The organism is Cognatiyoonia sp. IB215182, from assembly GCF_033963905.1.
GTDB lineage: Bacteria > Pseudomonadota > Alphaproteobacteria > Rhodobacterales > Rhodobacteraceae > Yoonia.
In genome coordinates, this window is sequence record NZ_JAXBMB010000003.1 from 253,054 (window position 1) to 266,016 (window position 12,963).

Genomic DNA, 12,963 nt, shown 5'->3' on the forward strand with positions numbered 1-12,963 from the left:
ATCTCTGTGCCAAATTCGGGAACAATATGCGCCAAAAAGTGCTCACGAATCGCAGCACACGGGCAACAGGCAATTCTTTTCCTAAGCGTTCTGCGGCACTCGGCAGATTCTGGCTGCGAATCCCTCTTGCCGATGTCGCAGCGAGAAAAATCGAGGTCGCGGAGGGACGCGCCTTTCGCGTGCAGCACGCGTCATCATCAGACAATAAGGAGGTGCGACATGGCCAAAGATGCTGAATTGGACACCCTTGACGCAGTAAGGCGGCCGATTGAAACGGCCAACGGCCTGCAAAACGCACATTACACCGATCCAGACATGTTCAAGCGTGAAAAACACGCCGTGCTGATGACGAGCTGGGCGGGACTGGCCGTGACCGACGACGTGCCAGAGATCGGGGATGCGAAACCGGTGGAATTCCTCGGCATCCCGCTTCTATTGATCCGTGACCGCACGGGTCAGGTGCGCGTCTTTCAGAATATCTGCCGCCATCGGGGCATGATCCTCGTCAGCGAGGCCAAGAAGATCGAAGGGGCGATCCGCTGCCCTTATCATTCGTGGTGCTATGGGACCGACGGCGCGCTGGTCTCCACCCCGCATGTGGGCGGTCCGGGCTACAACACGCATGAGGCGATCGACAAATCCACCCTCGGCCTGATCGAAGTGCGCAGCCATATCTGGTTCAACACGGTTTTCATCAATCTCGATGGTAACGCTGCCCGGTTTGAAGAGGTCCATGCCGATCTCATCAACCGCTGGTCGGAGTTTGATCAAAAGATGTATCACGGCGGCGCTGATAGCCGCTTTACCCTGGGGGTCGCGACGAACTGGAAGCTGGCCGTTGAGAACTACTGCGAAAGCTATCACCTGCCCTGGGTGCATCCGGGTCTGAACAGCTATTCCCGGCTGGAAGACCACTACAACATCAATGAAAAGGGCAAGTATTCCGGTCAGGGCACCCTGGTGTATCGGCAGATGAAGGGGGAAGATGGCACCGTCTTCCCCGATTTCGAAGGCCTCAGCGAGAAATGGGAGACCGGCGGTGAATACCTGACTGTCTATCCCAATGTCTTGCTCGGCGTGCAGCGTGACCATGCCTTTATCATCATTCTTGAGCCAAAGTCGCATAGTCTGACCGACGAACACGTGCACATCTACTATGCCGCGCCTGAAATCGATGACGCGCTACGCGCCCGCAACAGCGTGCAATGGCGTGACGTGTTTGAAGAGGACATTTTTGTCGTCGAAGGCATGCAAAAGGGCCGCGCGGCACCGGGTTTTGACGGCGGCCGCTTCAGCCCGGCGATGGATGGGCCCACCCATTGCTTTCACGATTGGGTGGCGGGCAAGATCGCATCTTATGACGCTGGATGAGGCGCTGCTTGACGCCCATGCGCGGGATGATCGCACCGCACTTGTCACGCTTTACACCCGCGCGGCTGATACCGCCGAAAGCATTGACGCGACCTGCTTTTTTCTGACCCAGGCTTACATCTTTGCGCTTGAGACCGGGGACGCTGCGTCAAAATCGCTCCATGATCGTTTGCGCGCATTTGGGCGGGTTTGACCCCTTGCCCCTGCCCGGTCACTGCTCCACCTTAAGGGTCGAATAGCCAAGGACCCAAGCATGCCACCGCGCAAAATCATTATCGACACCGACCCCGGACAGGACGACGCGGTCGCCATTTTGCTGGCGTTGGCCTCCCCCGAAGACATTGATTTGCTTGGCATAACGGCTGTCGCCGGGAATGTCCCGCTTGCACTGACACAAAAGAATGCGCGGATCGTCTGCGAACTGGCGGGGCGTCCGGATGTGAAGGTCTTTGCCGGTTGTGACGCGCCGATGAAACGCAAGCTGATCACGGCAGAACATGTCCACGGCAAGACAGGGCTTGATGGCCCGGTGATGGAAGACCCGACCATGCCCCTGCAAGAGCAGCACGGTGTGGATTTCATCATCGAAACCCTGCGGGCGGAGGCACCCGGCACCGTCACGCTTTGCCCTATCGGCCCCCTGACCAATATCGCGACGGCCTTTGAACGCGCGCCGGATATCATGGACCGCGTGCAGGAAATCGTGCTGATGGGCGGCGCTTACTTTGAGGTGGGTAACATCACCCCCTCCGCTGAGTTCAACATCTACGTGGACCCGGAAGCCGCGAAGATCGTGTTCAGTTCGGGCGCGCCTTTGACGGTGATGCCGCTCGATGTGACGCATAAGGCGCTGACAACGAAACCGCGCATCGACGCGTTCCGCTCCATGCATAGCCGCGTGGGTGATATGGTCGCGGAATGGACCGACTTCTTTGAGCGGTTCGATATGGAGAAGTACGGTTCCGAAGGCGCGCCGCTGCATGATCCCTGCACCATCGCCTATCTCATCGAACCGCAGCTTTTTCAGGGGCGCCACATCAATGTTGAGATTGAAACGCAATCCGACCTGACGCTCGGCATGACCGTCGCCGATTGGTGGCGTGTGACGGACAGGCCCGCCAATGCGATGTTTATGAAGGATATTGACGCGTCAGGCTTCTATGCGCTTCTTGCAGCCCGGTTGGCGCGGCTATGAAGATCGCTTTCGACAACACCTATGCCAAACTGCCGCCGCAGATGTTCACGGCGCAATTGCCGGTGCCGGTGAAAGACCCGCAGATCATCGCGACGAATGCGGAACTCGCAAAGCTGCTCGGCATCAATCCGATGGCGTTCCAGGACCTGACAGCCGCGAAGATCTTTGCGGGCAACCATATCCCCGATGGGGCCGCCCCCCTCGCGCAGGTCTATGCGGGCCATCAATTCGGCAACTGGAACCCGCAACTGGGCGACGGGCGCGCGATCCTTCTCGGTGAAGTCATCGGGACCGACGGCATCCGCCGCGACATCCAGCTGAAGGGCTCCGGCCCGACGCCCTATTCCCGTCGTGGCGACGGGCGCGCCTGGCTCGGCCCGGTCATGCGCGAATACATCATCAGTGAGGCCATGCATGCAATGGGCGTGCCAACAACGCGTGCACTCGCGGCAGTCACAACCGGAGAGCCTGTCTACCGCGAAGAGGTGCTGCCCGGTGCCGTCATCACCCGCGTCGCGCAAAGCCATATCCGCGTGGGCACCTTCCAGTTCTTCGCATCGCGCGGCGATATGGAGGCGCTGCAGGCGCTGACAGACCACGTGATCGCCCGGCACTACCCGGACGCGACCGGCCCCGCCGATTTGCTTGATAGCGTGATCGCTCGCTACGCCAGACTGATTGCGAGGTGGATGAGCCTTGGTTTCATCCATGGTGTGATGAACACCGACAATGTGTCGATCGCGGGCGAGACGATTGACTACGGCCCCTGCGCCTTTATGGACGCGTTTCACCCCGATACGGTCTTCAGCGCCATCGACCAATATGGCCGTTATGCCTATTCCAATCAGCCCGGCATTGGCGCGTGGAACATGGCACAGTTTGCGACGGCGCTCATCCCGCTCATGCCCGACCGCGACAAGGCGATTGAGGATTTCACCGCCGCCGTGCATCGCTTCCCAGAACACTACGAGGCCGCGTGGCTTGAGGCGTTTGGGCGCAAGCTGGGCATCATGGATGCTGACGAAGATGACCGCACCCTGATTGCCGATCTGCTGGACATGATGACCAAGGACGGTGCGGATTTCACGAATGTCTTTGCCAATCTTGGCACTGACACAGCCCGCGATCAGTTCATCGACCGGGACGCGTTTGATGCCTGGGCGCTGCGCTGGAACACGCGGAAATCCCCCGACGCTGCCGCGATCATGGCCAAGGCAAACCCTCAAATCATCCCGCGCAACCACCGCGTGGAAGAGGCGATCACCGCCGGGCGCAGCGGCAATCTGGAGCCGTTCCACGCCCTCCTCGCCGCCGTCACCCAGCCTTACGCACCCTTGACCGATGAGACGGCCCGTTTCGCGCGCGCGCCCAGCAAGGAAGAACGCGTCACGCGGACATTCTGCGGGACCTGACGGGGCGGTTGATCAACACGATACCTGCGGCGACGAGGATGAGCGCGCCAAAGAGGCTCGGACCAACCTCTTCGTCCAGTAAAAGCCAGCCGAGGCCGACACTCAGGACCGGTGAGAGGAAGCTGAACGACGCAACACCAGAGGCCGGGTAGATCGACAAGAGCCAGAGCCAGAAGATAAAGCCCGCGCTGACGACAACCACGATCTGAAACAGAAGCCCCGCGATATGGATTGGCTCCAGATCGCGGATGAAGGGGCCGAAGAAAAGGGCTGCAATCAGCAGGATCGGGGCGGACACGCTGACCTGCCAGAAAAGCTGGATCTCTGGCCGGACTCGCGCGAGCGGTGAGGCTTTGGCGAGCATGGCTGTCAAGGCCCAGCCAATCGCAGCGCCCAAGGCGGCGATGTCTCCCCACAAGCTCCCTGCCCTGTCGTCACGGGTCAGGATCGCCAACGCCACGCCGGCGAGCGCAAGACCAAGCCCCATGGCCTTCAGCGGTGTGATCTTGTCATCCGGCATGATGAAATGCGCCATCAGCGCCAGCCAGACTGGCATGGAATAGAAAATCACGCTCGCGCGGCTCACCGCCGTCAGATCAAGCGCGATGAAAAGGCACAAGAATTCAAAGGCAAAGACGCAGCCGATCAAAAAACCCGCAACGCGGGTTCCGGGCTCAAATCGCAAGGGAATGCCGCGCCAGCGCAGCCAAAGCCAGATGCACAAGACCGCTCCGGCAGAGCGGACACCCGCAAAGAATACCGGCTGCAACCCGCCATTCGTGACCTTGATGACAACCTGATTGAACGCGAGGAGGAGGGCAAATCCGGTCAGTGCCACGGCGCCGAACAGATCGATCTGAGACTTCTTTTCCATGGGCGCAGATCATGCTGCGCCAATGGAAGTGTCAAGGCGCCGCGGGCCGCCTACTCGCCCAGCATCCATTCGCCGTCCGGCCAGAAGGCGTGGAAGGCAAAGGCGAACATCACGTCGTGGACCACATCGGCACCATCGGCATCGCGCACGCGAACATTGCCCACATCCTTGCCCGCGCCGATATTGCGGGTGTCGAGCGCCGATGCCTGCCCTGCGGCCCAACTGAAAGTCAACCCGCCTTCGGTCAATTCACCAACCTCAGAAAGCCGGGTCAGCGGCCAGGCCCGTTCCCCCACCCGCACGACCCGCGCGAGTGCGGGGATGCCGTGTGGGGGAATCTCGCCGGAATAGAGAAACGGGCGGTGCGAACTGTCGTAGCGGACATAAGGGTTTGCGCCATAGCTGCGCGCAAAATCAGGTTGCACCATCACCAAACCATCAGGGTTGCGGGCGCGAAACATCTCCCAGCTTTCCATCCAACTGGGCAGACCGGTCAGTTCCATGCCCGTCAGGTCACCGACAATGGCCTGCCCCACCGCCTGCTGCCACCAGCTTTCGGTTTCGCGGTCATACATGATCATATCCGAATTGCGCAGCTTGCCGGACACGCCAAAGCTCAGCACGCCGACCTCGGTGCGCCGATCAAATGTGATCCCCGAATTGCAGAGCGGGCAGAAAGTGACTGCTACGGGAATACCCCCCACCTCGTCATTCACGATCTCATGCCAGGTGAGGTACCGGATCGGATAGGCGCGCGGCACGGCACCGTCGATCTCGACCGTGATCACCGGCTCGCGGTCGCTGAGCGAGATTTCCTCGGCCACGGATTTGAAGGTCGGGTTATCGAGCGCCGGTATCCCGTCCTTCGGCGGGCCGCCCGATATGATCTCCAACCAGCTTTCAACGCTGGTTTCCTCAAAATTCGTGCGCGGCCATTCATTGGCCCAGAATTCGGGGCTCGCCCATGCCATGCTGGCACTGACACAAGCGGCGGCAAATGTCGGGATGAATCGCATCTTGTTCCTCCTCGCATGCCGCAAAGAGTGGCCGATGCTTTCGGCTTGGAATAGCCCCCTCGCAGCAAAGTGAGGGGGCCGTTAGGTGCTATTCGATGACGCGCACTTCGCTCATCATATCCGGCTGACCGATCACAGAGCCATTCGCGCCGGTGCCGCGTTTGATCGCATCCACGATCTCCATCCCCTCGGTCACCTCACCAACCACGGTGTATTGACCGTTCAGGAAGTACCCCGGCTCAAACATGATGAAGAACTGGCTGTTGGCCGAATTCGGGTTCTGCGCGCGGGCCATCCCAACAACGCCGCGCTCAAACGGGATGTCCGAAAACTCCGCCGGAATGTCCGGCAGGTCAGAGCCGCCCATGCCCGCACGTGACAGGTTCCCTCCCATCACGCCGTTCTGCACATCGCCGGTCTGCGCCATGAAACCATCGATCACGCGGTGGAACACAACGCCGTTGTAATCGCCAGCCGCCGCAATCGTTGTGATCTGCGCGACATGGAGTGGTGCTGTTTCTTCGAAGAGGTCGATCACGATGGTGCCATTCGCCTCACCCTCCACATCGATCTCAAGCCCGTCGGCCAGAACCGGTACGGCCAGCACGGACAGGAGTGCCGCCAGCCTAAACATCGGCGGCCACCTTCACGCTGATCATCCGGTCGGGGTTCATTGGCGGCTCACCGCGCGTGATGGCATCCACATGCTCCATGCCGGAGATCACCTGACCATAGACCGTGTATTGGCCGTTCAGGAAATCGTTGTCCTTGAAGTTGATGAAGAACTGGCTGTTGGCAGAGTTGGGGTTTTGCGACCGCGCTGCACCCAGTGAGCCGCGTGCATGCGGCACCTTGGAAAACTCCGCAGGCAGGTCCGGCATGTCGGACCCACCGGTGCCCGCGCGCCCGATGTTGAAATCCTTTTCCATGTTGCCGTTGGCCACATCGCCCGTTTGCGCCATAAACCCGTCGATCACCCGGTGAAAACAGACATTGTCGTAAGCACCGGCGCGCGCGAGTTCCTTCATCCGCGCGGTATGGGCGGGGGCCACGTCTGGCAGCAGCTCAATCACTACATCCCCATCCTTGAGGGTCATGATGATGGTGTTCTCTGGGTCTTTGATCTCGGCCATGGAATGCTCCTATTCATTTGTTGGGGACTGTCATATGGCCCACGCGCCGGATTGCCAAGCAGGTCAGGTTGACGCGCGCAGCACATTGCCGCAACAAAGCGGACATAACCCCGATGACAGGAGCGGCAGATGGCCTGGAAAACCCTTGATGACTTTGACTTTACGGGCAAGCGGGCCCTTGTTCGCGTGGACATCAACGTACCGGTCGAGGATGGCGTTGTGACGGATGCCACGCGGATTGAACGCATTGTCCCAACTGTTGAAGACATTCAGGCCAAGGGCGGTAAGGTCATTCTGATGGCGCATTTCGGCCGTCCCAAGGGGAAGGTTGTGCCAGAGATGTCGCTTGAGATCATCGCCCCGACCGTGGCGGATGTTCTGGGCGTGCCGGTGACCTGGGTCAATTCCGATTTCGGGGCCGCTGTCGCCGAGATGGAGGAAGACGAGGTTCTGCTTTTGGAGAACCTGCGCTTCAATCCGGGTGAAGAAGCGAATGATGAGGGCTTCGCAAAACGGCTCGCGGGTCTGGGCGACATCTATGTCAATGACGCTTTCTCAGCCGCCCATCGAGCCCATGCCAGCACCGAGGCCATCGCGCATCTTCTGCCAGCTTGCGCCGGGCGGCTGATGGCCGAAGAACTGGGCGCGCTGGAAAAGGCCTTGGGCACGCCCGACCGTCCCGTTGTCGCGGTTGTGGGTGGAGCTAAGGTCTCGACCAAGCTCGATCTGTTGGGGAACCTCGTGGGCAAGGTCGATCATCTGGTGATCGGCGGCGGGATGGCGAATACGTTTCTGGCCGCGCAAGGCATGGATGTGGGCAAGTCGCTTTGCGAGCATGACCTGGCCGAGACCGCGCGCGAGATTCTGGGCAAGGCTGATGCGGCAGGCTGCGAGATTATCCTGCCTTGCGACATCGTTGTCGCACGCGAATTCAAGGCAGGTGCTGCGCATGAAACGGTGGCTCCCGACGCCTGCCCCGCCGATGCGATGATCCTCGATGCCGGTCCCGCAACAGTTGCCTATATCGGTGAGGTTCTCGACAAGGCCAAAACCCTTGTTTGGAACGGCCCCCTTGGCGCGTTTGAGATCACCCCGTTTGACGCCGCGACCAATGCCGCCGCGACCAAAGCTGCGGCATTGTCAAAGGCAGGCCAACTCGTGTCGGTCGCGGGCGGTGGCGATACAGTCGCCGCGCTCAATCAGGCGGGTGCGGCTGATGATTTCACCTATATCTCGACCGCCGGTGGCGCATTTCTGGAATGGATGGAAGGCAAGGAATTGCCCGGAGTTGCAGCGCTCGGATAGCGCATAAAGCTTCGGCGCCAGTCTCCGGGCGGAAGCAATATCTACTTTTTTGTTGAAATTTGAACGTTGTTCACATATGTCAATTCTAGATAAAGGAGCAACACAATGACCCATTTTACCAAATTGACTTCAGCCACCGCCATTGCATGCGTCGTTGCGACGCCGATCTTCGCGCAGGAACGTGACCCGCAACCGACTTTGGGCGAATTCTTCAGCCCCGACCGGATTGCCACGGCACTCGCAAATAGCGCGATCACCGCCCTCAGGACCCGGATGGAACTGCAATACGATCATCTGTCAGCCGATCCGATGCGCGGGGTTGTGTCGGTTTCAGGTATCGTCGCGCGGCCTCTTTTGCCATACGATCAAGCCCGCCAATGCGAGATCACAATTGAGCGGGCAACTTTGTCCAGCGATCTTGCCACGCCGTTTGAAGCGGTGGCGGAACTGAACCTGAATCTGATCGGCACCCAGATAAACCTCGCCTGCCTAGAGCGTGAGATCGCCCTGCCCCTGCGGACGGCGGGCCTGCGGGAATTATCGCTGGACCAGTTCAAAGTCAGCGCCAACTACGCCTACACGACCGGGGAAACCACCCTTGATGGCAGCATCGCGGTCAACGGTTTTGGGGCACTGGACTATTCTGGCAGCGGCACCATTCTGCCACGCTTGGGCGAATTCGGTTATCCCGGCGATCCGGCCGTCCGTGTGAGCCGCGCAGTTGTAACGCTGAAGGACGACGGCGGTTGGGCCGCGATATCGCAGGTCCTACCGGAAAACCTACGCGATCCCCTTACAATCCGTGAATTGGGAACAGAGGCGATTTCGCAATACCTGAGCGACGGCGGCCTACGCCCGCTTGGCGCAGTCGAGCGCAACTTTATCAGGGACCTGATGGATGAGGTCGAAGACTTTGTCACGGAGACCGGCGAAATCACGATCGAGGCTGATTTGCCCCCATCTGGTGTGGTCATTGAACCGGACATGTACGCGGCACCGCAGACGCTGATTGCCGCGCTCGGGCTGCAGGCGCGCAGCACACCGCTGGTGCGAACTGAGATTCTGAGCGTCGCAGATCTCGCTGAAATTCAAAGCCCGGACAATCTGTCCCCAACACAGCGGATCACTCTTGCGACGGCCCTTCTGGAAGGGAACGGCGTGCCGCGCGGTGCCGCCCTGGTGCCTGATTTGCTGATGTCGCTACTGGACGATCCAGAAGTGGCGGGTGAGGCCGCAGCACTTTTGGCGCAAGCCACCCAGGATCGCGACATCCCGGCGGCCTACGGCTATGCACTGATTGCCGCCGCCGCAGACATGCCAAACGCCACGGCCCAGCTTGATCGTCTGGAGTTGCAGATGACAACACAGGCTGTGCTTGCCGCGCAGGATAGCTATCTGAAACAAACTGGCGCACCCGCCCCGATCAGTCGTGTCTCTGGCAGTGATCCACGTGATTTGCGCCGGTTGGCACTCGCGCATTTCGCGGGTGTTGGCGAAACCCGTTCCTATGCGCGGGCCTACTACTACGCCCTTCTGGCAGAGGCGGCGGGCGACATCGCCGCAACAACACTGCGTGAAGAGATCGCTGCCCGGTTTGGCGCAAGAGGACCGGACGTCGCACAGGTCTGGAGTGACATCGCGGCAGACATGCAGCAGTTGGCCATTACAGACTGGATCAACGCCGATCTGCCCGCTGTCTACCTAACAACGAATTGAACGGCAGCCCGCCCAGACATTTCTAAACGCCTGTTAGCGCGACCATAATTGTCAGGTGGCTGCCCGTTGCCTACAACCCTGTCCTGACGGGCACGCCCCGGACGATTTGAAGTGACGAAGGTGGATTTCATGGCAAACGATGAGATGGCAAAGCAGGTGCGCGACGGGGCGGGCTTTATCGCGGCATTGGATCAAAGCGGTGGGTCAACGCCAAAGGCGCTTGCCGCCTATGGCGTGCCTGCGGATGCCTATGCCAACGATGACGAGATGTTTGACATGATCCACGCGATGCGCAGCCGCATCGTGAACGCGCCTGCCTTTACCGGAGACAAGATCGTCGGGGCCATCTTGTTTGAGATGACGATGGATCGCGCGTTTAATGGCAAGCCTTCGGCACAGTTTCTTTGGGAAGACCGGAAAGTCGTCCCTTTCCTGAAGATTGATAAAGGGCTGAAGGAAGAAGCGGACGGCGTTCAATTGATGAAGCCGATGGATCATCTTGATACCGTGCTGCCCCGCGCCGTGTCACATGGCGTTTTTGGCACCAAGGCACGTTCCGTCATCAATCAGGCCAATCCGGACGGGATCGCCGCAATCATTTCCCAGCAATTCGAAGAGGGCAAAAGAGTGATTGCCCATGGCCTTGTTCCGATCCTTGAGCCCGAGATCAACATCAAGATGGCTGATAAGGCCAAGGCCGAGGTGCTGTTACGCGATGCTGTCCTGAGCCACTTGGAAGCGCTTGCGCCTGATGAAAAGGTCATGCTGAAACTCACGCTACCGGAAGAGGCCAATATCTATCAGCCGCTTGTGGACCACCCGAACGTGATGCGCGTTGTCGCCCTTTCTGGGGGCTATACAAGGGCCGAGGCGAATGCGCGTCTGGCCCAGAACAAGGGGGTCATTGCAAGCTTTTCCCGCGCGCTGACTGAGGGTCTGTCGGCCGATCAGGACGATGCCACGTTCAACGACACAATCAGCACCACGATTGATGAAGTCTACCAAGCGTCTGTCGCCGGATAATCCCGCCGCAAGGGCGTTTTAGGGATTCACAAGGCGAATCAAATATGCGATTCTTGCTTCAGCCGCCCGCAAAGAGGTGGCGCGAGAGGCAATAAACATGCGGCGCAGTACTCCTCATCTTGGTGCGATTTTCTATGTTCTCGGTGCTTTGATGCTGGGTCTCTATTTCACCTTTGCCGCTGTGCAGGGCGACTACGGCCTTTTCAAACGGATCGAGGTGCAGGCTGAAGGCGACGTGTTGCGGGCGGAACTCGCGGCACTACAAGCCGAGGTCGCGCATATGGAAAACCTCACCACCCGCTTGTCAGATGATTTTCTGGACCTCGATCTGCTGGACGAACAGGCCCGCGACGTGCTGGGCCTGATCCGCGCGGATGAGATCGTCATCCGCTAGACGCAACGCCGCTATGTCTATGACGCGTGACGGGACGTCACTTTGACCCTCGCAATTTTTCCGCGCATCGTTTAGAGAATAGTTTAACGCTAAACTATATATCTGCGCTGGAGGATTGCACATGCCGCCGAGAAAAAAGGCCGCCGCGAAACCCAACGTCTCGGCTGAAGAGCTGCTGGGGCACTACCGTGAGATGCTGCTGATCCGGCGATTTGAAGAAAAGGCAGGCCAGCTTTACGGCATGGGGCTCATCGGCGGGTTCTGCCACCTCTATATCGGGCAAGAGGCTGTTGTGGTCGGGCTGGAGGCTGCGGCGGATGAAGGTGACAAACGCGTCACCTCTTACCGTGATCACGGCCATATGCTGGCTTGTGGGATGGACCCCAAGGGCATCATGGCAGAACTGACCGGGCGCGAGGGCGGCTTTTCCAAGGGCAAGGGCGGCTCCATGCACATGTTCTCCAAGGAAAAGCACTTCTATGGCGGTCACGGCATCGTTGCGGCACAGGTGCCGCTTGGCGCAGGCCTTGCCTTCGCTGACAAGTATAAGGGGAATGACCGCGTCACCTTCACCTATTTCGGCGATGGTGCCGCCAACCAGGGCCAGGTCTATGAGACCTACAACATGGCCGAACTTTGGGACCTGCCCGTCGTTTTCGTGATTGAGAATAACCAATACGCGATGGGCACGTCAGTCAAACGCTCGACAAAGTCGCCGTCACTTTGGGAGCGGGGTGCGGCCTACGGCATTCCAGGCGAAGAAGTGGACGGTATGAATGTCCTCGCCGTCAAAGAAGCGGGTGAAAGGGCCGTTGCACACTGCCGTGCGGGCAAAGGACCATACATTCTGGAGGTGAAGACCTATCGCTATCGCGGCCACTCCATGTCCGACCCCGCCAAATACCGCACCCGCGAGGAAGTGCAGAAAATGCGTGATGAGCGTGACCCGATTGAACAGATCCGCGACATGCTCATCACCGGAAAACATGCCACCGATGACGATCTGAAAGCCATCGACAAAGAGATCAAGGCGATCGTCAACGAAGCGGCAGAGTTTTCAAAAGAAAGCCCCGAGCCCCACTTGGACGAGCTTTGGACGGACATCTACGAAGACGTGAAGGCCTGAGCCATGGGCGGCGTGCAGCACTTTGAGATCCATTGTGGCGATGTTGACCGGGCAATGGATTTCTACGGCAAGGTCCTTGGCTGGTCGTTCCAGAAATGGGGTGAGCGAGAGTACTACCTGATCGACGGTGATGGCATCGGTGCCGGGCGTCCTACTGGCGCGCTGATGCCGAGGGCGACCCCCGCAGCTGCATCAGACCATACTGCCCCTAACAGCACAGTCAGCGTGTTTTCCGTGGACAGCATCGACACAGCCCATGCTGATGCGCTGTCCAGCGGCGGCACTGAAGAACGGCCGATTTCCGAGATCCCCGATCTTGGCCGCGCATCCTATTGCTACGATACCGAAGGCAATGTCTTCGGCATGATCCAACTTTACTAACCGGGTGGGAGGCCCCG

14 protein-coding genes are annotated in these 12,963 nt (G+C 59.4%); 10 read left to right on the forward strand and 4 right to left on the reverse strand.

The genetic code is table 11. From position 1 onward, the window contains the following. Nucleotides 1-219 precede the first annotated feature (219 nt). From SLH47_RS07460 to SLH47_RS07475, 4 genes are read left to right on the forward strand one after another with little or no spacing between them, the layout of a single operon-like run. Nucleotides 220-1,371 (forward strand): aromatic ring-hydroxylating dioxygenase subunit alpha, encoded by a 1,152-nt coding sequence (locus SLH47_RS07460; protein ID WP_320238841.1) that lies wholly within the window; start codon nt 220-222, stop codon nt 1,369-1,371. Beyond that, entirely contained in the window at nt 1,358-1,564 is a 207-nt protein-coding gene (locus SLH47_RS07465) for a hypothetical protein (protein WP_320238842.1), read from the forward strand. The genes SLH47_RS07460 and SLH47_RS07465 overlap by 14 nt, the downstream gene beginning before the upstream one ends. A 60-nt stretch (nt 1,565-1,624) precedes the next feature. Next, nucleotides 1,625-2,566 carry a nucleoside hydrolase gene (locus tag SLH47_RS07470; RefSeq protein ID WP_320238843.1) on the forward strand — a complete coding sequence of 314 codons (942 nt, stop codon included), beginning with the start codon at nt 1,625-1,627 and terminating at the stop codon, nt 2,564-2,566. Continuing rightward, complete coding sequence (locus tag SLH47_RS07475) at nt 2,563-3,978, forward strand: protein adenylyltransferase SelO (RefSeq protein ID WP_320238844.1); 1,416 nt, start codon at nt 2,563-2,565, stop codon at nt 3,976-3,978. Before SLH47_RS07470 ends, SLH47_RS07475 begins: the two co-directional genes overlap by 4 nt. On the opposite strand, the gene SLH47_RS07480 is transcribed toward SLH47_RS07475, so the two are convergent. The 4 genes from SLH47_RS07480 to SLH47_RS07495 form a co-directional block, all read right to left on the reverse strand. Beyond that, nucleotides 3,953-4,852, reverse strand: a complete 900-nt coding sequence (locus tag SLH47_RS07480; protein WP_320238845.1) for a DMT family transporter — start codon at nt 4,850-4,852, stop codon at nt 3,953-3,955. The genes SLH47_RS07475 and SLH47_RS07480 overlap by 26 nt on opposite strands. A gap of 50 nt (nt 4,853-4,902) precedes the next feature. Continuing rightward, entirely contained in the window at nt 4,903-5,868 is a 966-nt protein-coding gene (locus SLH47_RS07485) for a DUF3179 domain-containing protein (RefSeq protein ID WP_320238846.1), read from the reverse strand. Nucleotides 5,869-5,956: 88 nt separating this feature from the next. After that, complete coding sequence (locus SLH47_RS07490; RefSeq protein WP_320238847.1) at nt 5,957-6,502, reverse strand: peptidylprolyl isomerase; 546 nt, start codon at nt 6,500-6,502, stop codon at nt 5,957-5,959. Further along, nucleotides 6,495-7,001: a peptidylprolyl isomerase gene (locus tag SLH47_RS07495; RefSeq protein WP_320238848.1), complete on the reverse strand. Its 507-nt coding sequence runs from the start codon at nt 6,999-7,001 to the stop codon at nt 6,495-6,497. The genes SLH47_RS07490 and SLH47_RS07495 overlap by 8 nt, the downstream gene beginning before the upstream one ends. A gap of 129 nt (nt 7,002-7,130) precedes the next feature. On the opposite strand from SLH47_RS07495, the gene SLH47_RS07500 reads away from it, so the two are divergent. The 6 genes from SLH47_RS07500 (at nt 7,131) to SLH47_RS07525 (ending at nt 12,946) form a co-directional block, all read left to right on the forward strand. Continuing rightward, nucleotides 7,131-8,306, forward strand: a complete 1,176-nt coding sequence (locus tag SLH47_RS07500) for a phosphoglycerate kinase (protein WP_320238849.1) — start codon at nt 7,131-7,133, stop codon at nt 8,304-8,306. Between the two features lie 105 nt (nt 8,307-8,411). Beyond that, nucleotides 8,412-10,022, forward strand: coding sequence for a hypothetical protein (locus SLH47_RS07505; protein WP_320238850.1), 1,611 nt, complete (start codon nt 8,412-8,414; stop codon nt 10,020-10,022). Nucleotides 10,023-10,151: 129 nt separating this feature from the next. Further along, nucleotides 10,152-11,045: a fructose bisphosphate aldolase gene (locus SLH47_RS07510; RefSeq protein ID WP_320238851.1), complete on the forward strand. Its 894-nt coding sequence runs from the start codon at nt 10,152-10,154 to the stop codon at nt 11,043-11,045. A gap of 97 nt (nt 11,046-11,142) precedes the next feature. Further along, nucleotides 11,143-11,439: an FtsB family cell division protein gene (locus tag SLH47_RS07515; RefSeq protein WP_320238852.1), complete on the forward strand. Its 297-nt coding sequence runs from the start codon at nt 11,143-11,145 to the stop codon at nt 11,437-11,439. A gap of 121 nt (nt 11,440-11,560) precedes the next feature. Then, entirely contained in the window at nt 11,561-12,565 is a 1,005-nt protein-coding gene (gene pdhA / locus SLH47_RS07520) for a pyruvate dehydrogenase (acetyl-transferring) E1 component subunit alpha (RefSeq protein ID WP_320238853.1), read from the forward strand. Nucleotides 12,566-12,568: 3 nt separating this feature from the next. Continuing rightward, on the forward strand, nt 12,569-12,946 hold the full coding sequence (locus SLH47_RS07525) for a VOC family protein (protein ID WP_320238854.1): 378 nt from the start codon (nt 12,569-12,571) through the stop codon (nt 12,944-12,946). The last annotated feature ends 17 nt before the right edge of the window (nt 12,947-12,963 follow it).